Origin of the sequence: Mesorhizobium sp. Mes31, assembly GCF_024519675.1 — a bacterium.
Classification (GTDB): Bacteria; Pseudomonadota; Alphaproteobacteria; order Rhizobiales; family Rhizobiaceae; genus Mesorhizobium.
Genome location: NZ_JALJRL010000001.1, coordinates 466,280 through 487,540, shown reverse-complemented (window position 1 = coordinate 487,540; position 21,261 = coordinate 466,280). Strand labels below are relative to the sequence as shown.

The 21,261-nt window shown below is 64.3% G+C and carries 17 protein-coding genes; 12 read left to right on the top strand and 5 right to left on the bottom strand.

Annotated elements, in window-relative coordinates; genetic code table 11:
- The first annotated feature begins 2 nt into the window (after positions 1 to 2).
- The 8 genes from xdhA (at position 3) to NR193_RS02150 (ending at position 10,330) form a co-directional block, all read left to right on the top strand.
- Positions 3 to 1,484 carry a xanthine dehydrogenase small subunit gene (gene xdhA / locus NR193_RS02185; RefSeq protein ID WP_256749236.1) on the top strand — a complete coding sequence of 494 codons (1,482 nt, stop codon included), beginning with the start codon at positions 3 to 5 and terminating at the stop codon, positions 1,482 to 1,484.
- Complete coding sequence (gene xdhB, locus NR193_RS02180; protein WP_256749340.1) at positions 1,484 to 3,832, top strand: xanthine dehydrogenase molybdopterin binding subunit; 2,349 nt, start codon at positions 1,484 to 1,486, stop codon at positions 3,830 to 3,832. Before xdhA ends, xdhB begins: the two co-directional genes overlap by 1 nt.
- 61 nt (positions 3,833 to 3,893) lie before the next feature.
- Positions 3,894 to 4,790, top strand: coding sequence for a xanthine dehydrogenase accessory protein XdhC (gene xdhC, locus NR193_RS02175; protein WP_256749339.1), 897 nt, complete (start codon positions 3,894 to 3,896; stop codon positions 4,788 to 4,790).
- 99 nt (positions 4,791 to 4,889) lie between these two features.
- Complete coding sequence (locus tag NR193_RS02170; RefSeq protein ID WP_256749235.1) at positions 4,890 to 5,723, top strand: PhzF family phenazine biosynthesis protein; 834 nt, start codon at positions 4,890 to 4,892, stop codon at positions 5,721 to 5,723.
- 113 nt (positions 5,724 to 5,836) lie between these two features.
- Complete coding sequence (locus tag NR193_RS02165) at positions 5,837 to 6,853, top strand: membrane dipeptidase (protein ID WP_256749234.1); 1,017 nt, start codon at positions 5,837 to 5,839, stop codon at positions 6,851 to 6,853.
- Complete coding sequence (locus tag NR193_RS02160) at positions 6,850 to 8,508, top strand: hypothetical protein (RefSeq protein ID WP_256749233.1); 1,659 nt, start codon at positions 6,850 to 6,852, stop codon at positions 8,506 to 8,508. The genes NR193_RS02165 and NR193_RS02160 overlap by 4 nt, the downstream gene beginning before the upstream one ends.
- Complete coding sequence (locus NR193_RS02155) at positions 8,505 to 9,146, top strand: DUF3726 domain-containing protein (protein WP_256749232.1); 642 nt, start codon at positions 8,505 to 8,507, stop codon at positions 9,144 to 9,146. Before NR193_RS02160 ends, NR193_RS02155 begins: the two co-directional genes overlap by 4 nt.
- Before the next feature lie 71 nt (positions 9,147 to 9,217).
- Positions 9,218 to 10,330 (top strand): class I SAM-dependent methyltransferase, encoded by a 1,113-nt coding sequence (locus NR193_RS02150; protein ID WP_256749231.1) that lies wholly within the window; start codon positions 9,218 to 9,220, stop codon positions 10,328 to 10,330.
- A 12-nt stretch (positions 10,331 to 10,342) separates the two neighbouring features.
- Here NR193_RS02150 and NR193_RS02145 read toward each other — a convergent pair whose 3' ends face one another.
- From NR193_RS02145 to NR193_RS02135, 3 genes are all read right to left on the bottom strand, one after another.
- Complete coding sequence (locus tag NR193_RS02145; RefSeq protein ID WP_256749230.1) at positions 10,343 to 11,614, bottom strand: LLM class flavin-dependent oxidoreductase; 1,272 nt, start codon at positions 11,612 to 11,614, stop codon at positions 10,343 to 10,345.
- Positions 11,611 to 12,624 (bottom strand): LLM class flavin-dependent oxidoreductase, encoded by a 1,014-nt coding sequence (locus tag NR193_RS02140; protein WP_256749229.1) that lies wholly within the window; start codon positions 12,622 to 12,624, stop codon positions 11,611 to 11,613. Before NR193_RS02140 ends, NR193_RS02145 begins: the two co-directional genes overlap by 4 nt.
- Positions 12,625 to 12,728: 104 nt before the next feature.
- Entirely contained in the window at positions 12,729 to 13,649 is a 921-nt protein-coding gene (locus tag NR193_RS02135; protein ID WP_091580992.1) for a LysR family transcriptional regulator, read from the bottom strand.
- 241 nt (positions 13,650 to 13,890) lie between these two features.
- Between NR193_RS02135 and NR193_RS02130 the strand changes: the two genes are divergently transcribed.
- The 4 genes from NR193_RS02130 (at position 13,891) to NR193_RS02115 (ending at position 18,268) form a co-directional block, all read left to right on the top strand.
- Entirely contained in the window at positions 13,891 to 15,108 is a 1,218-nt protein-coding gene (locus tag NR193_RS02130; RefSeq protein WP_256749228.1) for a urate hydroxylase PuuD, read from the top strand.
- Between the two features lie 2 nt (positions 15,109 to 15,110).
- Positions 15,111 to 16,424 (top strand): guanine deaminase, encoded by a 1,314-nt coding sequence (gene guaD / locus NR193_RS02125; RefSeq protein ID WP_256749227.1) that lies wholly within the window; start codon positions 15,111 to 15,113, stop codon positions 16,422 to 16,424.
- Between the two features lie 78 nt (positions 16,425 to 16,502).
- A complete protein-coding gene (locus NR193_RS02120) occupies positions 16,503 to 17,006 on the top strand; it encodes a heme-degrading domain-containing protein (RefSeq protein ID WP_256749226.1) in 504 nt (167 codons plus the stop codon).
- Entirely contained in the window at positions 17,003 to 18,268 is a 1,266-nt protein-coding gene (locus tag NR193_RS02115; RefSeq protein ID WP_256749225.1) for a glycerate kinase, read from the top strand. Before NR193_RS02120 ends, NR193_RS02115 begins: the two co-directional genes overlap by 4 nt.
- A gap of 226 nt (positions 18,269 to 18,494) precedes the next feature.
- Here the strand turns inward: NR193_RS02115 and NR193_RS02110 are convergent, their stop codons facing one another.
- Positions 18,495 to 19,991 carry a UdgX family uracil-DNA binding protein gene (locus tag NR193_RS02110; protein WP_256749224.1) on the bottom strand — a complete coding sequence of 499 codons (1,497 nt, stop codon included), beginning with the start codon at positions 19,989 to 19,991 and terminating at the stop codon, positions 18,495 to 18,497.
- Entirely contained in the window at positions 19,967 to 21,202 is a 1,236-nt protein-coding gene (locus NR193_RS02105; protein WP_256749223.1) for a putative DNA modification/repair radical SAM protein, read from the bottom strand. The genes NR193_RS02110 and NR193_RS02105 overlap by 25 nt, the downstream gene beginning before the upstream one ends.
- Between the last annotated feature and the right edge of the window lie 59 nt (positions 21,203 to 21,261).

The following is a 21,261-nucleotide window of genomic DNA, read 5'->3' as shown; positions in this document are numbered from 1 at the left end:
GCGTGGCCAAGGTCAATATCCGCAACGAAATCCGCTTCATCCTCAATGGCGAGGACGTCACGCTCGCAAAGGTGGCGCCCGACGAGACCTTGCTCGACTGGCTGCGGCTCAACCGATCGTTGCGCGGCACCAAGGAAGGCTGCGCCGAAGGCGATTGCGGCGCCTGCACTGTCCTGGTCGGCAAGCTTTCGGCCAACGGGCTGGTCTATGAAAGTGTCAATGCCTGCATCCGTTTCCTCGGCTCGCTGGACGGTACCCATGTCGTGACCGTCGAGCACCTGCGCGGTGAGGCTGGCAAGCTGCACCCGGTGCAGCAGGCGATGGTCGATTGCCACGGCTCGCAATGCGGCTTCTGCACGCCGGGCTTCGTCATGTCGCTCTATGGCCTGTGGATGAAAACGCCCGACCCATCGAACGCTGCTATCGAAAAGGCGTTGCAGGGCAATCTCTGTCGTTGCACCGGCTACGAGGCGATCATGCGCGCGGCGCATGCCATCTCCAGCTACGGCAAGGCCGCGAAGGATCCGTTGGCGGTGGAGCGCAAGGCGATCACGGCAAGGCTCGAGGCCATGCACGACGGTGCGCGGGTCGAGATCGGCGCCGGCAAGGCGCGCCTGGTCGTGCCGGCCAACGTCGACGATTTCGCCGCCGTGCTCGACAAGGAACCCGGCGCCACCATTGTTGCCGGCTCGACCGATGTCGGCCTGTGGGTGACCAAGCACATGCGCGATATTTCGCCGGTGATCTTCATCGGCGATCTCGACGGGCTTTGTACCATCTCGGAAGACAAGGGCGTCATATCAATCGGCGCCGGCGTCACCTACACCGACGCGTTCTCGATGCTGGCCAAGCGCATCCCGGCGCTGGGGCCGTTGTTCGACCGCATCGGCGGCGAACAGGTGCGCAACATGGGCACCATCGGCGGCAACATCGCCAACGGTTCGCCGATCGGCGATACGCCGCCGCCATTGATCGCGCTCGGCGCGCAGCTGACGCTGCGCAAGGGCAAGAAGCGGCGCACGATTCCGCTGGAGACCTTTTTCATCGCCTATGGCAAGCAGGACCGGCGGCCAGGCGAGTTCGTCGAGGCCGTGCACGTACCCGTGCCGGCCAAGGCAACGAACTTTGCCGTCTACAAGATCACCAAGCGCCGCGACGAGGACATCACGGCAGCACTCGGGGCTTTCTTCCTGTCACTGGCCAGGGACGGCACGGTCGCGGACGTCCGCATCGCCTATGGCGGCATGGCGGCGACGCCGAAGCGGGCGTCTTCTGTCGAAAAAGCGCTGCTCGGCAAGCCATGGACCGAACAGACGGTCGAGGCGGCGATGGCGCAGTATGCCACGGATTTCACGCCGTTGACCGACATGCGGGCTTCGGCCGAATACCGGGCGCTGGCGGCGCGTAATCTTTTGCTGCGTTTCTTCGCCGAGACCAGCGGAACCAGGGCGCCGATCCAGGTTGCAAGGCACGAGGCGGCATGATGAACAAGCACGCCACCACTCCCAATCTCAAAGCTGAAAAGATCGCCGGCGGCGTTGCCACCGATCAGCGCCATGATTCCGCGCACAAGCATGTCAGCGGCACCGCCGTCTACATCGATGACATGCCGGAACCGGCCGGCACGCTGCATGGCTGCCTCGGTCTTTCGGCTGCCGCGCACGCCACCATCACCCGCATGGACCTCTCGGCGGTGCGTACAGCCTCCGGTGTTGTCGATGTGCTGACGGCAAAGGACGTGCCGGGCGAGAATGACATTTCGCCGACCGGCCGCCACGACGAGCCGGTGCTCGCCGACGGCAAGGTCCAGTTCTTTGGCCAGCCGATCTTCTGCGTCATTGCCGAAACGCGCGAGCAGGCGCGCCGCGCCACCAGGCTGGCCAAGGTCGAATACAAGGAATTGCCCTTCGTCACCGACATCGGCGCGCTCGATCCGAAGAAGGACAAGCTCGTCACGCCGCCACTCACGCTGAAGCGCGGCGATGCCGCCACAGCGATCCGCCAGGCGCCGCGCCGGCTGAAGGGAAAAATGCGCGTCGGTGGCCAGGAGCATTTCTACCTCGAAGGCCACATCGCCATGGCCGTTCCCGGCGAGGACCAGGACGTCACCATCTATTCCTCGACCCAGCATCCGAGCGAAATCCAGCACATGGTCAGCCATGCGCTCGGCGTGCCGAGCAACGCCATCACGGTGGAAATCCGCCGTATGGGCGGCGGTTTCGGCGGCAAGGAAACGCAAGGCAATCAGTTTGCCGCATTGGCCGCGATCGCCGCGAAGAAGCACCATCGCGCCGTGAAAATCCGCCCCGACCGCGACGACGACATGATCGCCACCGGCAAGCGGCATGATTTCCTCATCGATTACGAAGTCGGCTTCGACGATGAAGGCGGCATTCTGGGCGTCGATTTCATGTTCGCCGCGCGTTGCGGTTTCTCGGCGGATCTGTCAGGCCCGGTGACCGACCGCGCACTGTTCCATTGCGACAACACCTATTTCTGGCCGGCGGTGCATGCCCAGTCGGCGCCGCTCTACACCAACACCGTGTCGAACACCGCCTTCCGTGGGTTCGGCGGCCCGCAAGGCATGGTCGGTGCCGAACGCGTCATCGACGAAGTGGCCTTTGCCGTCGGCAAGGACCCGCTCGAAATCCGCAAGAAGAACTTTTACGGCACCTCGGACCGCAACGTCACGCCCTACCATCAGACGGTCGAGGACAACATCATCCAGCGCATCGTCGCCGAACTGGAGGAAACCGCCAGCTATGCGCGGCGGCGGCGCGAGATATCGGCCTTCAACGCCAACAGCCGCTTCATCAAGCGTGGGCTGGCGCTGACGCCGGTCAAGTTCGGCATCTCGTTCACGGCCACGCACTACAATCAGGCCGGGGCGCTGGTGCATGTCTACAACGACGGTTCGGTGCATCTGAACCACGGCGGCACCGAGATGGGGCAAGGCCTCTACGTCAAGGTGGCGCAGGTGGTGGCGGAAGAATTCCAGATCGACCTCGACCAGGTGAAGATCACCGCGACCACCACCGGCAAGGTGCCGAACACCTCGGCCACCGCAGCGTCGTCCGGCACCGACCTCAACGGCATGGCGGCGCAGAATGGCGCCCGCCAGATCAAGGATCGGCTCACCGATTTCGCCGCTGAAAAATACCAGGTGCCGCGCGATCAGGTGCTGTTCCTGCCCAACCGGGTGCGCATCGGCAACCAGGAGATCGCTTTCGCCGACCTCGTCAAGCAGGCCTATATGGCCCGCATCCAGCTTTCGGCGGCGGGCTTCTACAAGACGCCGAAAATCCACTGGAACCGCGACAAGGGCGAGGGCCGTCCCTTCTACTATTTCGCCTATGGCGCTTCGTGCTCGGAAGTCTCGGTCGACACGCTGACCGGCGAGTACATGGTCGAGCGCACCGATATCCTGCACGAGACCGGCCGCTCGCTGAACCGCGCCATCGACCTCGGTCAGGTCGAAGGCGGCTTCATCCAGGGGATGGGATGGCTGACGACGGAGGAATTGTGGTGGGACGCCAACGGCCGGCTGCGCACGCATGCGCCGTCGACCTACAAGATACCGCTCGCCTCCGACCGGCCGATGATATTCAACGTCACCTTGGCCGACTGGCCGGAGGCAAGCGAGCCGACGATCCACCGCTCCAAGGCGGTCGGTGAGCCGCCGTTCCCGCTCGGCATGTCGGTGCTGCACGCGTTGTCGGACGCGGTGGCGAGCGTCGCCGACCACAAGATCTGTCCGCGCCTCGATGCCCCCGCGACGCCAGAACGCGTGCTGACGACGATCGAGCGGCTGAAAGGCGAGGCCAAGGCCTGAGTCAGCAAAACGTGCAATTTGGGCCGAAAAACTCTATGTTCCCCTCACGGGAATGCGAATGATGAATTCGAAAGTGCAAAGCCTGAAAGCCTTCCTTGCGGGTCAAGGCCGCATCGCTTTGGTCGAAGTGGCGGGCACCAAGGGTTCGACGCCGCGTGAGAAGGGCGCCTTCATGCTCGTCTCGCGAGCGGCGATCTTTGGCACCATCGGCGGCGGCCAGCTCGAATACATGGCCATCGACAAGGCCAGGCAGATGCTTCTCTCTTCCCCAAGAGGGCGGGATAGCCACATCGAGGTTGGCGAGGTCTGCGCGACGCTCGACGTGCCGCTCGGCCCCGAGATCGGCCAGTGCTGCGGCGGGCGCGTCGAAGTGTTGATCCGCCGCGTCGACACCGAGCTTGCGGCCGAGCTGATTGCTGCGGCGGAGGCCGAAGAGGCACATCTGCCGCGTGTCTACATCTTCGGCGGTGGTCATGTCGGTCAGGCGCTGGCGTCCACCATCGCACTTCTTCCGGTGCACGGCGTCGTCATCGAGACGCGTGCCGAGGCACTGGAAGGCATGCCGGAAACCATCGTGACGCGGTTGACACCGATGCCCGAGGCCGAGGTGCGAAACGCTCCTGCCGGTTCCGCATTCGCCATCCTCACCCACGACCACGCGCTGGATTTCCTGATTGTCGCCGAGGCGCTGAAACGCAACGATACCGCCTATGTCGGCGTGATCGGCTCGAAGACCAAGAAAGCCACGTTCAGGAACTGGTTCCTGAAATCGGCCGATGGCAGCGAAGCGCAGTTCGCCCGCCTCGTCTCGCCGATCGGTGGCGATGCCGTCAAGGACAAGCGTCCGCAAGTCATTGCGGCGCTCGCGGCCGCCGAGATCATGACGGCGCTGGTCGCTCACACAGCCGCGTCGAATGCCGACCATCAGGCGCCACGTGACAAGGTGACAGCCGGCTAACCTCATCGGTCAGGTCACAGCTGCTCATCGATTTCTTCGGTTCTCAAATCACCTGGGAAGGTGTTTCCTGCGCGCCTTGGGACTACGAGGTGGAAGCAGATGGACGTACTGAAGATCGCGGCCTTTTCGGATGGCGACACCGGCGGCAATCCCGCCGGAGTCCTGATAGGCGATGTCTTGCCCGATGCAGTCGCGATGCAGCGCATGGCGGCCGAAGTCGGGTTCTCGGAAACCGCTTTTGCCGCACCGGACGGCAATGGCTGGCGGGTCCGCTATTTCTCGCCGGAATCGGAAGTTCCCTTCTGCGGCCATGCCACCATCGCCCTTGGTGCGGCGCTGGTCCGGCAATTTGGCGATGGGGTTTTCCCGCTGACCCTCAACCAGGCGAGCATCACCGTCGAAGGCTTCCGTGATGGCGCGAATATCGCCGCCGCCCTGCAGTCGCCGCCGACACGCAGCAAGCCCGCTCCGCCGGAACTGATTGCCGAGGCGCTGGCGCTCTTCGGCTACACATCAGGCGATCTCGACCCGGCCATTCCACCGGCGCTGATTCATGGCGGCGCGGACCACCTTGTGCTGGTGCTCAGGTCGCGCGAGGCGCTGGCCGCCATGCGCTACGATCTGAAAACAGGACAAGCCCTGATGCGGCGCGAAGGGCTGGTGACGATCCTGCTGGCCTATGCCGAAACGCCTCGGCTGTTCCACACGCGCAATCCGTTCGCCTCCGGTGGCGTCTATGAGGACCCGGCAACGGGAGCGTCGACGGCCGCCTTCGCCGGCTATCTGCGCGACATTGGCTGGCCGCATGGCGGTGCGATCGACATCGTGCAGGGCGAGGACATGGGCATGCGCTCGCGCTTGCATGCCGACATTCCGCCGACGCCTGGCAGCTCGATCAGGGTCTCGGGCACCGCCCGGATGATGCATCCCTGAGCCGATTTCACCGCTGGCTCAGAACAATCGGATTGCAACTTGGCCAATGATCCGATCTTCTGGGGAGCGGCTGCTTTCGTCAGTGCAGCCCTAGCCACGGTGAGTGTCCGCATTTGGCAGACGGCTTCGATCCCCAGGCTCCGCTGGTCATGGATGGCCTGCAATACTGCAACTGGTCGCGCGCGATTTTCGAGGAGATGCGCGACGGCGGTGTAGATGTGGTCCATGCGACGATCGCCTATCACGAGACCTTCCGCGAGACGGTCGATCGCATCATTGCCTGGGACCGGCGCTTTGCCGACAATGCCGATCTGATCGTCAAGGCGTCGAGCCTTGCCGACATCGCTACGGCCAGGCAAGGCGGACGTACGGCGATCCTGTTAGGCGTGCAAAATCCGTCGCCGATCGAGGCCGATCTCGGGCTTGTTTCCATTCTCTACGACCTTGGCCTGCGATTCATGCAGCTGACCTACAACAACCAGTCGCTGCTCGGGACCGGCTGGCAGGAGAGCTACGATGGCGGCCTGACCCGGATGGGCCGGGAAGTGGTGCGGGAAATGAACCGCCTCGGCATGGTCATCGACATGTCGCATGCCGGCGAAGCCACCACACTCGATGCCATCGAGGCTTCCGACGCGCCGGTCGCGGTCACGCATGCCAATCCGCGCTGGTGGCGCGATACGGCCCGAAACGTCTCCGACAGGGTGATCGACGCGCTCGCCGCCAATGACGGCATGCTGGGCCTGTCGCTTTATCCGCACCATCTGGCTGGCGGCAGCGCCTGCACGCTCGAGGCCTTCTGCGCGATGGCGGCGAGGCTTGCAGGACAGATCGGCGTGGATCGGATCGGCATCGGCTCCGACCTTTGCCAGGGTCATGACGATTCAGTGATCAGATGGATGCGCAACGGACGCTGGACGCTTGCCTCCGCCGACAATCCGAACGGGCCGGCGGTGCGGCCGGCCCAACCGGCGTGGTTTTCGTCCAATCGGGACTTTCCGGGGGTTCGTGCAGGCCTGCTGCAGGCGGGGTTCTCGCCAACCGAAGCCGACGGCATCATGGGCGGGAATTGGGTAAGGCTGATGCAACGGGTGTTTCGCGGCGAAGAATCTTCAGGCGCCTCACCGTGAACACCATCGCTCTGCGGCCGCCGGACGTCGTCATGCGGCTGGACCGCATGGGCGCCTCGCATCCGACGCGGCTGAGCTTCCTGCGGGCAATGATGCGGCAAGCCGAACGGGAAGCCTGGAAAGTCGCGCCTTCTGCGTGGGAAATCGATGACGACGGTTTCGGCCACGCGGTGATCCGGGTCGACATGCCGATGCGATCCTATGCGCTGGTCGCCTTTTCGACGCCGCTGGCCGATGCCATGCGCACCGACCGGGTCATCGCCGAGGCGTGGGACACCAGCTACGTGCTCTATGACGGTGTGCCCGACGCGGCCGAGATCGCGCGCCTCGCCGCCAATGTGCCGCTTCAGGAAGCTGGCCGGTTCAGCGAGCGCGACCTGATCCTGTCGCGCGCCAACAAGAGCGTCAGGCTGTTCGCCCATGTCGTCGAAAGGCTGGCCGAAGGCCGTCAGCCCGATGCCGCGCAGATCGAAAATGTCGGCTATCTGATGCGCACCACGGCGGTCTACGGCAATGGCAAGTTCGGCATCGCCGACCGCGACCGCATTTCGCAAAGACCGGAATTTGCCGGACCGTTCCGTGCCGAGATGCTGACCGTCTGGCTTATCCGCTCGTTCACCATCGCGCTTGCCGAACACATGGCCCGACGGCGCGCGCCCGCGCGCGCTGCGATGCTCGATCCTGAATTGCGTCGCCAACTCGGTGTCGGCAATTCCACCGGCCTCGGCATGGCGCCGTTTCTGGTGCGCCATCCCTTCCTGCTGCACCGCTGGATGCTGGCGCGCGAGACGGCGCTGGCGCGCGTCCGCTCACTGCCGGCAGCCGACCGCGGCAGCATTGACGGATTTCTCGCAGCCCTGGCCGCGATGCAGGACAACATCCGCCGCTGGAAGACCGAAGATGCGGAGCAGGGGGCAGCACTTCTGCGGCTGGCGGCCGACTGCGATAAAATCGGCAGTAAGGCCGGCGGCATTCTGGCTGGCGAAGCCCAGCCCTGGGACGCTCTCTATCGCTTCGCCGAGCAGAACCTGTCGCTCGAAGGGCAGGAAGCGATGGTCGCCCTGATGCTGGAGCCGCACGGCGCGCTGATCGACGAACTCGCCGACACCATGGCTTGTGACGAGGCGGCGGTCTACCGGATCGATGGCGCCATGAGCTGCGGCGCGCTGCGCGGGCTGATCGAAACGCACTATGGCTGGGCGCTGGCCTACGACTTCGGCTCGGCCGAAGCGGACGCACGCTTCTGGTATGTTTCCGAGGAGAAGCTCGAGCCACGCCTTGGCGAGCGGCACAGCGAGCCGGGGGCCGAACGCGAACAGCCGCTGGCGGTGGCCCGCGACATCCGCCGTCTGGCCGCCGTGCTGGAGGCCGAGCCGTCGGAGAGCCCGGTCGCGAACCTGCTGTTAGGGCAGCCGCAATGGCGCCACGTCGTGCGCCGGGTGCAACTGGCCGCCGGCAATCCCTACACGGAAATCCGCGGCAATCTGATCGATGCGACGATGCGGCCGATCGACCTGCTGCGCTCGAAGCTCGCCTTCTTCGGCGCCAGCCGCTTCGATCCGCGTTCGGACCGATGGCTGCGCATTTCATTGTTTGCGGGCGCCCCCTTTCCCGAGGACATTGCCGCGCGGAAGACAGCCAGGGCGGCATCGTGATCGAGCTGTCGCTGAACGAGGTCGAGATGCTGGCGGCGAAGACCGCGCGCGGCGCCGGTTTCAGCTGGGGGCTTTGCGACGACATCGGCAAATGCGCCAAGGCGCTTGCCGCCGGCGGGCTGCCCTGGGCACCGTCCCTGCTGGCACTGGCGCGGGATAGTCCGTCCCTGGCCGCGCCCACTCTGTCGTTCCCGGCGGAGGCAGTATCGGCGATTTCGGCGCCCACCGACGGTTCTTGCCTTTGCCCGATCCGGACCGGGGCGCTGATCGCGGACAGGCCCGGCATGCTCACGGGCCATCCGCTGCGGATCGAACGGGTGGCCCATCCCTTGTGGCTGGTCGGCTTCGCCGCGCTCTGGGATGTACGGGTGCGCGTGTCGTGGAAGGGCGCGTGCGCGGATGTCGCTGGCGGCGCCATCGCCGCGAAAGCCGGCGACGCCGGTTGGCTGGCGCCGGATGCCGGCGTCACGATAAGCAGGGGCCCGGACGGCGTTCGGGAGCCGGATGGGCGCCGACGTGCCAGCATCGATCCCACGGTTTTCGAAGCCCTCGGCGCCATTGCGGCGAGAACCTACGTGCCGGCTTCGGACAATTCCCGAGCCACCGGCGCCGGCGGCAGCAGGACCGATGACGAATGACAAGGCTTGACGAGGAGCGGCGCGCGCGCCGTAATGATGGTTAGTTCAGCCGGACCGGAAAGGGCAAGGGCATGAACGTCAAGGCCGCGATGCCGGTGATCTCGATGCGCGGGGCGGGCTACTACTCGTCCAACACGGTCGGGGCCAAGGCGGTGATCGACCGTGCCGGCGATCTTGTCGCCGAGGCTATCGCCGCCATGCAGCCGCTTGCCGGAGGAGTGCCGTTTACAGTGGCCGACTTCGGCGCCGCCGACGGCGGCACATCGCTTGACCTGATGCGCCGCATCGTTGGCCTCGTCCGTGCGAAGGAACCGGATCGCGAGATTGCGATCACCTATACCGACCTGCCGCACAATGATTTCGCTGCTCTGTTCCGGCTGACCCAGGGTCTGCTCGGGGCGCCGACCGATGCGCCGCTGGCGGGCATGCCTGATGTCTACATCTTCGGCAGCGGCACCAGTTTCTATCGTCAGATTCTTGCCAGTGGCACGCTGTCGCTCGGCTTTTCGGCCACCGCCATGCACTGGCTGAGCAGCCGGCCGACAATGATCGCCGATCATGTGCAGGCGGTCGGCGCGACGCCGCGGGAGCAGGCGCAGTTCCGCGCCCAGGCCATGGCCGACTGGGAAACCATCCTGCTCCACCGCGCCCGCGAATTGCGGCCCGGCGGCAGGCTGGTGCTGGCCAATTTCTGCGTCGACGAGGAAGGCCGCTATCTCGGCAACACTGGCGGCGTCAACATGTTCGACACCTTCGCCAGGCACTGGCGCGAGCTGCACGCGTCTGGCCGGATCAGTGCCCCCGAATACCGCAACGCCACCTTCCAGCAATTCTACAAGAGCAAGGTTGAATTCGCGGCACCCTTCGCCGACGCGAACTCGGCTGTCTCGCGGGCCGGCTTGCGGCTCGACCATGTCTCCACCACTGTGACGGCCTGCCCCTACGCAGCCGATTTTCGCCGCCATGGAGACGCGGCGCGCTTCGCTGAAGCCTATGTGCCGACCTTGCGCTCGTGGTCGGAAACGGTGTTTGCCGGCGCTTTGGATCCGTCGCGGCCGGCGGAAGAGCGGGCCGCCATCGTCGATGATTTCTATGGCGCCTATCAGGCCGAGGTGGCGCGGGCGCCGGAGGGGCACGCCATGGATTACGTCCATTGCTTCATGGTCATCAGCAAGGCGTCGTGAACGCTCGTTGCGCTATAGCGGTCGTTTCAATCCGAGATGCTCTCGCAGCGTGCGGCCTTCATAGTCCTTGCGGAACAGGCCGCGCCGCTGCAGTTCCGGCACGACCAGCGTGGCAAAGGCATCGAGTTCGCCGGGGAAGTAAGAGGGCATCACGTTGAACCCGTCGGCCGCGCCTCCCTCGAACCGCGCCTGCAATTCGTCGGCGACCTGGGTGGCTGTTCCGACGATGCGCCAATGGCCGCGCGCGCCGGCGAAATGGCGAGCAAGCTGGCGAATGGAAAGGTTGTCGCGGCGCGACTGTTCGATGACCAGCGCTTGCCGGCTCTGCATGCCTTCGGTCGCCGGCAACTCCGGCAGCGGCCCGTCGATCGGATAGCGCCACAGATCGGCGATGCTGAGATAGCTGGACAGCAGCGCAACGCCGACTTCGTCGGGGATCAGTTCCTGCAACTCCTCGTATTTTTCCCGGGCTTCCGCTTCCGTTTCCGCCACCACGGGCGCAACGCCCGGCATGATCTTGATGTCGTCCGGCTCCCGCCCATAGGCCGCCAGACGCCCCTTCAGATCGTCGTAGAACGCCTTCGCTTCCTCGAACGTCTGCGCCGCCGTGAACACCACATCGGCGGTGCGGGCGGCAAGGTCGCGGCCGACATCCGAGGCACCGGCCTGAACCATGACCGGCGCGCCCTGGGGCGAACGCGGCAGGTCGAGCGGATCCCGAACCGAAAAGCTATGGCCATCGTGACCGGATCCAGAAGCCCCGTCGAGCTTGCCGTGCCAAAGCCCGGTCACCACCTCGGCGAATTCACGCGCCCGCTCGTAGCGGTCGGCGTGAGGCCGCAGGCCCGTCGAGCCGAAATTGGCGGCTTCGATCTGGCTCGCCGATGTCACCAGGTTCCAGCCGGCCCGGCCGCCGCTCAGATGGTCGAGCGACAAAAAGGTCCGCGCCAGCCCGTAAGGCTCGTTGTAGCTTGTCGAGGCGGTGGAGACGATCCCGATGAGGCTGGTCTGGACCGCCAGCGCCGACAGCAGGCTGATCGGCTCGAAGCCGATCGAGCGCGACGTCTGGCTGGCGATGCCGACATTGGCTTCGCGCAGGCCGGCGGCGTCCTCGCAGAACAGCAGGTCGAATTTCGCCGCTTCCGCGGTGCGCGCCAGCTTGACGTAGTGGTCGATGTCGATGCCGGCCGTCACATGTGCCTTGGGGTGACGCCAGGCGGCGATGTGATGGCCTGTCGCCCATAGGAAGGCGCCGAGCTTCATCTGGCGGGACGAGGCGGTCATTGGTCACCTGCTCCGGCAAGTCCGAGATGCGAACGCAGCGTCGCGCCGCGATAGTGCTCCCGAAACAGGTCACGCCGCCGCAACTCCGGCAAAACCAGATCGACGAAATCGTCGAGCGCCGAAAACTGTGCCGGCATGAGGATGTTGAACCCGTCGCAGCCTGTCGAGCGGAACTGTTCTTCCAATTTGTCGGCCAAGGCGGCCGGCTTCCCACCGGTGACGGGCGAGACGTTCATCAGCACCTTCACGGCATCCGGGTCCCGCCCACGGGCGGCAGCGCGGGTCTTCAGATCGTCACGGCGTGCCTTGGTGTCTTCCGCCGACCGGTCTTCCAGCAGGATGACATCGGCTGTGCGGGCGGCAATATCCATGTCTGATACCGACAGGCCGGACAGCACCAGCACCGGCATGTCCTGCGGCGATCGCGCGACGTTCAGCGGGCCGCGCACGGAAAAGAACTCGCCCTGGTGGTCGAGCAGATGCATCTTGTCGGGATCGTGGAAGCGACCGCCGCCTTTGTCGAACAACAGCGCGTCCGCGTCCCAGCCCTGCCACAAGCCTTGAACGATGCCGATATATTCCTCCGTGCGGCGGCGAAAATCGTCGCGGGAAAAGCCTTCCGGCCGGCTGAAATTGGCCGCTTCGCGCGGCGCCTGCACCATCGTCGCATGCCAGCCGGCGCGGCCGTGGCTGGTGATGTCGAGCGACGCGAAACGGCGGGCTAGGTTGTAGGGCTGATGGGCGACCGTCGAGGCCATTGCGACGAGGCCGATCCTGCTTGTCACTGTCGCCAGCGCGGCCAGCAAGGTCGTCGCTTCGAAGGTCACCTGCCGGTTCGCCGTTTCACCACCGGAAGCCGGCGCGGCATCGGCAAGCAGCACCATGTCCAACCCGGCGGCTTCTGCCTTTTGCGCAAACCGCGCCAGACGATCGAATTCCGGCTCGGGTGATGGATCGGCGGTTCCCGGAAACAGCGAAACGGCAAGATGCATTGTGGCGCCGTTGTCCATCGATGGTCCCTGCAAGACGACATACGTCCGGAACTATGTTCGCCGCTTCCCGGGATGGCAACCGCCGGCACTGGGCCAACCGCCGGTCTCTTGCCGGCCAGCCATCACTTGCCCGCGAGAAGGTCGTTGATCAGCCGCTGGCAGCGCTCCGCCATGAAGTCGAGCAGCAGCCGCACTTTCGGGTCCTGTAGCTTTTTGTGTGGGTAGACGGCGGCAAATTGCACCGGCGTCGGCGGCGTGCTGCTCAGGATCACCTTCAGCCGCTGGTCGCGGATGAACGGCTCCACCTCGAAGCGCGGCTTGTTGATGATGCCGCGCCCGGACAGCGCCCAGCCGGTCAGCACATCGCCATCGTCCGTATCATACGGACCATGCACCTCGAATTTCTGCGGACCGGTGGGGGTCTGCAGAGTCCACACATATTCGCGCGCGCCGGAATAGCGCAGCATCAGGCAGTCGTGCTTCTTGCCGATCAGTTCCTGCGGTTCCGTCGGCTCGCCGCGCGCCTCCAGATATTTCGGTGCCGCCACCAGCACGCGCTCGCATTCCATGATGCCGCGCATCCTGAGGCTGGAATCCTCGATGATGCCGAGCCGGAAGGCGACATCGATGCCTTCCTTCATGATGTCGACATTGTGGTCCGAGAGCCTGAGCCGCACCTCGATATCAGGATATTTGTCGTGGAAATCGGGAATGCCCGAGGCCACCAGCCGCCGGCCGAGGCCAAGCGGTGCGGTGACGCGGATGGTGCCGCGCGGCTGGCCGGACAGCGCCGAGACCGCCGCTTCCGCCTCGGTGATCGCTTCCAGCACCTGCTTGGCGCCAGAGTAGAAAACCGTGCCGTGCTCGGTCGGCATCAACTGCCGTGTCGTACGGTTGAACAGCCTGACCCCAAGATGCTTCTCCAGTTCCTTGATGCGGTTGGAGGCGACCGCCGGCGAAATGCGCATGTCGCGCCCGGCCGCCGACAGATTGCCGAGTTCGACGACGCGAACGAAGACGGCGATGTTGTCGAGATAGGCCATACTGTTTCGTGGCTCTCATGTGGCTGCGTGGGAACAGCCTAGTGCATGACCCCGAAAATCGGAATCGATTTTCGGAAAGGATCATGCACCAGCTAAAAAGTCCTACAGCGTCCTTTGCGCGTCCAAGAGGACGCGCGGCGCTGTAGTATTTTCCATTTTTTTTTGAAAGTCATCGTGCACCTCGCCTCTTTCCGTTTGCGCTCCAGCCCGTAAAGTCGCGTGATCGGCAGGGACGACTTCAATGATGGATTTCGCGATTTTCTGGGAATGGCTGAGTTTCGCCGTGCGCTGGCTGCACGTCGTCACTGGCATCGCCTGGATCGGCTCGTCCTTCTATTTCGTCGCGCTCGATCTCGGCCTGCGCCAGCGTCCGGGCATGCCCGTCGGCGCCTTTGGCGAGGAATGGCAGGTGCATGGCGGCGGCTTCTATCACATCCAGAAATATCTGGTGGCGCCGGCCGAAATGCCCGAGCACCTGACCTGGTTCAAATGGGAATCCTACGCCACCTGGCTGTCCGGCTTCGCCATGCTGTGCGTCGTCTACTATGCCGGGGCCGATCTGTTCCTGATCGATCCCAATGTGCTGCCCATGTCGGTGCCGGTTGGCATCCTGCTGTCGGTGGCAACGATCGGCGTCGGCTGGGTGGTCTATGATCTGTTGTGCCGCTCGCCACTGGGAAAGAGCGACACCGGCCTGATGCTGGTGCTCTACTGCGTGCTGGTTTTCATCGCCTGGGGGCTGACGCACCTGTTCACCGGCCGCGCCGCGTTCCTGCATCTGGGCGCCATCACCGCCACGATCATGTCGGCCAATGTCTTCATGGTCATCATCCCCAACCAGAAGATCGTCGTCGCCGACCTGATCGCCGGCCGCAAGCCCGACCCGAAATACGGCAAGATCGCCAAGCAGCGCTCGCTCCACAACAATTATCTGACGCTGCCCGTTCTGTTCCTGATGCTGTCGAACCACTATCCGCTGGCGTTCGGAACCGAGTTCAACTGGGTCATCGCCTCGCTGGTGTTCATCATCGGCGTGCTGATCCGCCACTATTTCAACACCGTGCACAAGCGTGCCGGCAACCCGCATTGGACATGGCTGGGCGCCCTCGTCCTGTTCATCATCATCATCTGGCTGTCGACCGTGCCGAAGGTGCTGACCGGCGAACCCAAGCAATCGTCGTCGTCGCAGGTCTATGTCGCCTCGGCGCATTTCCCGGCCGTGCGCGACACCGTGCTCGGCCGCTGCTCGATGTGCCACGCGGCGGAGCCGGTCTATGAGGGCATCTACCATGCGCCCAAGGGCGTGATGCTCGATACCGACGCCAACATCGCCAACCACGCCCGCGAGATCTATCTGCAGGCCGGCCGCAGCCACGCCATGCCGCCCGCCAACGTCTCGGAGATTACCGACAAGGAGCGGGCGCTGTTGGTGGCCTGGTTCGAAGGCGCGGGAAAGTAAGCATGACCTCGACACTTCTGCGCGGCCGCACGCTGTCCTTTGTACGCTGGCCCGAGACCATCGATGACCATTCCGCCTGGCGCTACGAGGAGGATGGCGGCCTGCTGATCCGCGATGGCCGAATCATCGCCGCCGGCGCCTATGCGCAAGTCGAGAAACACGCCGGCGAAGCGGCGAAAAGAATCGACCACCGGCCGCATCTGCTGCTGCCGGGCTTCATCGACGCACATGTGCATTTCCCGCAGATGCAGGTCATCGCCTCCTACGGCGCGGAGTTGCTCGACTGGCTGAACACCTACACCTTCCCGGAAGAGACGAAATTCGCCAACGCGCAGCACGGCCGCCGCATCGCACGGCTCTTCCTCGACGAGATGGTGCGCCACGGCACCACGACGGTCGCCGCCTACTGCTCGGTGCACAAGGCTTCTGCCGAAGCCTTTTTCGCCGAGTCGCACGACCGCAACATGCTCAACATCGCCGGCAAGGTGATGATGGACCGCAATGCGCCCGACGGCGTGCTCGACACGCCGCAGTCCGGCTATGACGACAGCAAGGCGCTGATCGCGCAATGGCACGGCAAGGGACGGCAGCTTTATGCTATTACCCCTCGCTTCGCCATCACCTCGTCGCCCGAGCAGATGGAGATGGCCGGCGCGCTACGCCGCGAACATCCCGACCTGCACATGCAGACGCATCTGTCGGAAAATCATGCCGAAATCGCCTTCACGCAGGAGCTCTATCCGTGGTCGCGCGACTACACCGACGTTTACGAACACTACGGGCTGTTGGGGAAGAAGAGCCTGTTCGGCCATTGCATCCATCTGTCCGAGCGTGAGGCGGATGCGCTTTCGGACAGCGGCTCGGTGGCGGTGTTCTGCCCGACCTCCAACCTGTTCCTCGGCTCCGGCCTGTTCGACTACCAGCGCTTTCGCCGCCGCGACAAGCCGATCAGAATCGCTGCCGCCACCGATGTCGGCGGCGGCACCAACTATTCCATGCTGCGCACCATGGACGAGGGCTACAAGGTGATCGCGCAGAACGGCGAGAAGCTCAACCCGTTCCAGTCCTTCTGGCAGATGACGCGCGGCAATGCCGAGGCGCTGTCGGTGGCGGAAAGGATCGGCACGCTGGACGAAGGCAGCGACGCCGACATCGTCGTGCTGGATGCCAGCGCCACGCCGGCGATGCGGCTCAGGATGGAAACGGTCGAGACGTTGGCGCAGGAACTGTTTCTCTTGCAGACGCTCGGCGACGACCGCGCCGTGCGCGAGGTCTATGTGGCGGGCCGGCCGGCCAAGGCCGATATCGCGATTTAGAACACCGCGACGAGTTCCTCGCTTGACCCGGCGGCAACCATCGGCCAAAGCGTGCGGCGAAGTTGACAGGGGAACGACATGGCCGTTGCTGACGACATCGCTCTGATCAAGAGACAGGAAGAGGTTCTTGTCTTTCCAGCCTTCGATGAGGCGGTTGCCTTCGAGATAGGTTCGGCCATCCGCGACCGCGCGCTCGCCGGGAACCTGCCAATCATCGTCGACATCAGGACCTTTGACCGGCCGCTGTTCTATGCCGCGATGCCGGGCTCGAACGCTTCCAATCCCGACTGGGCGCGGCGCAAGATCAATGTCGTCAAGCGGTTCCTGCGAAGCACCTACCGCATGGTGCTGGAGCAGCAGCGCCCCGACCGCACCTTCAAGGTCGGTGAAGGCCTCGACATATCGGACTTTGTACTGGCCGGCGGCGGCTTTCCGGTCACGGTCAAGGGCGCCGGTGTCATTGGCGTGATCGCCGTTTCCGGGCTGCCGGAGCGCGAGGATCATGGCGTCGTGGTCGACGCGCTGTGCGCCCATCTGGGCCTCGATCGCCAAGAGCTTGCGTTGCCGCCGGAAGCAAAATGACCGATATCGACCCCAAGGCCTTCCTCACGTCCATTTTCAACGCCGCCGTCGCTGCTGCCGATCCTGAGCGGACCATTCGCGATCATTTGCCGGCCAAGCCCAGGGGTCGCACGATCGTCATTGGCGCGGGCAAGGGCTCGGCGCAGATGGCGGCGGCTTTCGAGAAGGTCTGGGACGGGCCGATCGAAGGGTTGGTCGTCACCCGCTATGGCTATGGCGCCAAATGCGAGCGCATCGAGATCATCGAGGCGGCGCATCCGGTGCCGGACGCCGCCGGGCTTGAAGCGTCGCGCCGCCTGCTCGCCAAAGTTCAAGGCTTGACTGCGGATGATCTGGTAGTGGCGCTGATTTCCGGCGGCGGCTCCGCGCTCTTGCCGTCACCGGCTGGAAGCCTGACGCTGGCCGACGAGATCGCCGTCAACGAGGCGCTGCTCGCTTCGGGTGCGCCGATTGCGGCGATGAACACCATCCGCAAACATGTTTCCACCATCAAGGGTGGCCGGCTCGCCGCGGTCGCCTGGCCTGCCAAGGTGGTGTCCTTGGTCGTTTCCGATATCCCCGGCGATAATCCAGCACTGGTCGCCTCCGGCCCGACCGTTCCCGATATCGGCAGCCGCGTGGACGCTCTGGCCTCGATCGCCACCTACGGCATGAAGCTCCCGGCCGCGGTGATGGCACATATCAGCTCGCCAGCCGCCGATGCGCCAAGTCCGGATGATCAGCGCTTTTCGCGCAACGAGGTGCACCTGATCGCCTCGGCCGGCGTATCGCTGGAAGCGGCGGCAATGGAAGCGAAACGGCAAGGTATCGATGCCGTCATCCTCTCGGATGCCATCGAAGGCGAGGCGCGCGAGGTCGGCGGCGTCCATGCGGCAATCGCGCGCGAAGTGGCGACGCGCAATCGGCCATTTCAAAAGCCGGTGCTGATCCTGTCCGGCGGCGAAACCACGGTGACCTTGCGTGCCAAGGGCAAGGGCGGCCGCAACTCCGAGTTCCTTCTCGCCTTCGCCATTGGCATCAATGGCTCTGAAGGTGTTTATGCGCTGGCCGCCGACACGGATGGCATCGACGGTTCGGAAGACAATGCCGGCGCCTTCGCCGATGGCTCGACGGTTTCGCGCATGCGCACGGCGGGTGTGGACGCCAAGGCCATGCTGGCCGGCAACAATGCCTGGACGGCGTTTAATGCGGTTGGCGACCTGTTCGTGCCAGGCCCGACGGGCACGAATGTGAATGATCTTCGGGCGATGCTCATTCGTTAGAGGCTGTGCAACGCTCTTGACGTAAGCGTTCGCGCTGCCCCTCATCCGCCTGCCGGCACCTTCTCCCCGTATAGTGACGGGGAGAAGGGGACTGACCGCCTCTCGGCGCCCTTAATGCAACGTTGGTATTTGGCGAAAGCGCCGATGGCAGCGTCTTTCTCCCCGTCACTATACGGGGAGATATGTCCGGCAGGACAATGAGGGGCGGCGCTAACCGACAGCCTGATCAAGCAGCCATAAGCCGCTTCACCTCTCTCATATCTTTCAGGAACCGCTCGCGTTCGGCGTCCTTGTCCGCCGGCTCATGGATCCGCAGGATGAAGGAGGGATGGATGGTGACGAACACGCGCAAGCCATCCTCGCGCTCGATCACCTGGCCGCGCATCTTCGTCACTGGGATTGCCTTGCCCAGTAAGGACAGTGCCGCCGTAGCGCCGAGCGCCACGGCGAGATCCGGCTTGATCAGTTCGAATTCCCTGTCGATCCACCAGCGGCAGGCCTGAACCTCGCCGGCATTCGGCTTGGAATGGATGCGGCGCTTGCCGCGCGGCTCGAACTTGAAGTGCTTGACCGCATTGGTGACGTAGACTTTCTGGCGGTCGACGCCTGCGTCATCCAGTATGGCGTCGAACACTTTGCCCGCCGGACCGACGAAAGGTTTGCCGGCAAGATCCTCCTGATCGCCCGGCTGTTCGCCGACGAAGACTACCCTCGCACCATCGGGCCCTTCGCCGAACACGGTCTGTGTCGCGTCGCGCCACAGCGGACAGCGGCGGCAACCCTTCGCCGCCTCGCGCAATTCGGAAATGGTGCTGGCGCCATCGCCTTCCGCCGTCACGGCTGGCTCGCGCTTTGGCCAATGCCTGGCCTGCACCTTGGCATGGTGCGGCGCTGGCGTCGTCGGCATCTTCGCAATCATGTCCTTGGCGGCCTTGTCGGCTCCTGCGATCAATTCTGGAATGAGCGAGGCCTCGGGAAGGTTCCGCCAATATTTCTTCGGCATCTCCTTCTGCATCGCCTTCACCTTGAGCCGTGCCGGATTGAAGATGTTTTCGAAATAGGTTCGCCACAGCGCCTCGGTGTCGTCCTGTACCGGCGCATCGCCCCTGGCGGCGCCCGGTCCGATCGCCAGTCTTTCGCCATCCCAATCGGCTGACGCATGTGGCGTCAGAATCGTCCAGCGCATGCCGGTGAAGCGCCTGACGAAGAAATCCGCGTTGCGCTCGACGATGAAGTGATCCGGCTCGAACCAGGCGACATAGCGCTCATCTCCGCCGGCGCCGATCTTCCGGAAGCGCACGAAGGCGTGCATCTTGTGACTGTCGCGCCGCACCGCCTTCTCCATGGCTTCGAGGCGTCGGGTGTCAGGATCCGATGCTATCGCCAGCAGTTTGGGCTCGCTGCGCAGCCGCAACAGAAACCGGTAGAGAAAGGCGAAACGGCCAGGGTCGGAATGGCAGAAGGCGGTCTCCGCATGCCCGATGAACTCGCGCGGCACCACAAGTTGCGTGCCGGCAGGCACACCCGGCAAATCGCTTGGCCGCCGTTCTGAACCGGCCGCGACATGCCAGCTGATGTCCTCGGGCCTGATCTCGTTCAGTGCCAGCCGTCGTGCCGCGTCGCGCCAGCCGGCGAAATCGGTCTCGCTGTCGAGCCGTACATTGTATCTGGCAAGATCGAACTCCCCCGGCTGCGTGGTCAAAACAGCGATAGTTGTTCGCAAGACCGCACGATCTTGTCGCGCAGGCCAGCCTTGTCGGTGAGCGCGCCCGGAGACCAGCCTTCGGCGATGATGAACGGCCGCAATTTGGCGATCGACTGGCAAAGCCGCCCGACATCCTCGAGCCGCAGACGTCGGTGGCGGCGGGTCTCCAGGATTTTGGCGATCACCTTGGTGCCGAGGCCCGGCACGCGCAACAGCACCTCGCGTTCGGCGCGGTTGATGTCGACGGGGAACAATCCCCTGTTGCGCAGCGCCCAGGCGAGCTTGGGGTCGATGGCGAGGTCGAGCATCCCGTCGCTGCTGCCGGCCAGGATTTCCGGCTGCGAAAACCCGTAGAACCGCATCAGCCAGTCGGCCTGATAGAGCCGGTGTTCGCGCATCAGCGGCGGCTTCTGCAGGGGCAGGGACGACGACGAATCCGGGATCGGGCTGAAGGCGGAATAGTAGACGCGCCGCAGATGGTAGCTGCCGTAGAGCCGGGCGCTGGTGTGCAGGATGCCGTCGTCGGATGTCTTGTCGGCGCCGACGATCATCTGCGTCGATTGCCCGCCCGGCGCGAAGCGTTCGCGTTTCTTGGTCCGCAGTGTTGGCTCGGCCTTTTCTTCCATCTTCTGGCGCAGTCGGGCCATGGAAAGCCGGATCGTTTCCGGCTTCTTTTCCGGCGCCAGCTTCTTCACCCCTTCGTCGGTCGGCAGCTCGACATTGATCGACAGCCGGTCGGCATAGAGGCCTGCCTTCTCGACCAGTTCAGCCGAGCTTTCTGGGATGGTTTTCAGATGAATGTAGCCGCCGAACTTCTCGTCCAGCCGCAGCCGCCGCGCCACCTCGACCATCTCACCCATGGTCTCGTCGGGCGAGCGGATGACGCCTGAGGACAGGAACAGGCCCTCGATGTAATTGCGCCGGTAGAAATCCATGGTCAGCTTCACCACTTCGTCGACGGTAAAGCGGGCCCGCCGCACATTGGAGGACGAGCGGTTGATGCAATAGCTGCAGTCGTAGATGCAGAAATTGGTCAGCAGGATTTTCAACAGCGAAATGCAGCGGCCATCCGGCGCATAGGAATGGCAGATGCCCATGCCTTCGGTCGAGCCGATGCCGCCGGACTTCAGCGAATCGCGCTTGGCCGAACCCGATGAAGCGCACGACGCATCATATTTCGCGGCATCCGAGAGAATCGCCAGCTTTTCGTGAACAGTGAGTGCGGACATTCGTTCATGATATGTTCCAAACGACCGCCGTGCTACCTCATTTGATGCGGGCGGCGAAA

Coding starts and splice junctions, on each gene's coding strand:
- NR193_RS02145 (WP_256749230.1), bottom strand. CDS start 11,614: ATGACCGCCTCGTCCCGCCAGATGAAGCTCGGCGCCTTCCTATGGGCG.
- NR193_RS02150 (WP_256749231.1), top strand. CDS start 9,218: ATGAACGTCAAGGCCGCGATGCCGGTGATCTCGATGCGCGGGGCGGGC.
- NR193_RS02130 (WP_256749228.1), top strand. CDS start 13,891: ATGATGGATTTCGCGATTTTCTGGGAATGGCTGAGTTTCGCCGTGCGC.
- xdhC (WP_256749339.1), top strand. CDS start 3,894: ATGAATTCGAAAGTGCAAAGCCTGAAAGCCTTCCTTGCGGGTCAAGGC.
- NR193_RS02140 (WP_256749229.1), bottom strand. CDS start 12,624: ATGGACAACGGCGCCACAATGCATCTTGCCGTTTCGCTGTTTCCGGGA.
- NR193_RS02135 (WP_091580992.1), bottom strand. CDS start 13,649: ATGGCCTATCTCGACAACATCGCCGTCTTCGTTCGCGTCGTCGAACTC.
- NR193_RS02105 (WP_256749223.1), bottom strand. CDS start 21,202: ATGTCCGCACTCACTGTTCACGAAAAGCTGGCGATTCTCTCGGATGCC.
- NR193_RS02120 (WP_256749226.1), top strand. CDS start 16,503: ATGGCCGTTGCTGACGACATCGCTCTGATCAAGAGACAGGAAGAGGTT.
- NR193_RS02115 (WP_256749225.1), top strand. CDS start 17,003: ATGACCGATATCGACCCCAAGGCCTTCCTCACGTCCATTTTCAACGCC.
- guaD (WP_256749227.1), top strand. CDS start 15,111: ATGACCTCGACACTTCTGCGCGGCCGCACGCTGTCCTTTGTACGCTGG.
- NR193_RS02170 (WP_256749235.1), top strand. CDS start 4,890: ATGGACGTACTGAAGATCGCGGCCTTTTCGGATGGCGACACCGGCGGC.
- xdhB (WP_256749340.1), top strand. CDS start 1,484: ATGAACAAGCACGCCACCACTCCCAATCTCAAAGCTGAAAAGATCGCC.